We start from the raw sequence: 414 nt of genomic DNA, 5'->3' as shown, positions 1-414 counted from the left end.
CGGTACGAGCAGTCAATGGCGGTATCGTGGCATAATCATTTTTGTTAAATTAATTTTAGCATGTTTAGTCATCAATGGGGGTTTTCGGTTTGTGCTTCTGATTAGTTTTGCAAGGTAGCCTTAATTGGTCAGCGTGCTGGTCATTAGAAAAGAACCGTTAAATCAACAACGTCGTGGCTTGCAGAATAGAAAAGATTAAAGTAAGATTAAAACATTCGAAAATAGTGAATTAAGATAGGAGCGTGGCCTCATGCCAATCGTACACATTGATCTAATTGCTGGTCGTTCACAAGAACAACTTAAAAACTTGGTGAAAGATGTTACTGACGTGGTCAGCAAGAATACCGGTGCACCAGCAGAACACATTCACGTGATTTTAAGTGAGATGCAGAAAAATCGCTATAGTGTTGGTGG

Annotated in this window: 1 protein-coding gene; it reads left to right on the top strand. The window is 39.6% G+C overall.

Annotated elements, in window-relative coordinates; genetic code table 11:
- Positions 1–250: 250 nt before the first annotated feature.
- A partial coding sequence (thmT, locus tag C1I98_RS46800) for a 2-hydroxymuconate tautomerase (protein ID WP_111172267.1) occupies positions 251–414 on the top strand: 164 nt, incomplete at its 3' end.

Source organism: Spongiactinospora gelatinilytica (assembly GCF_003236385.1).
GTDB lineage: Bacteria > Actinomycetota > Actinomycetes > Streptosporangiales > Streptosporangiaceae > Spongiactinospora > Spongiactinospora gelatinilytica.
The sequence above is the reverse complement of the archived record's forward strand: the minus strand, read 5'-3'. Positions and strand labels throughout refer to the sequence as shown.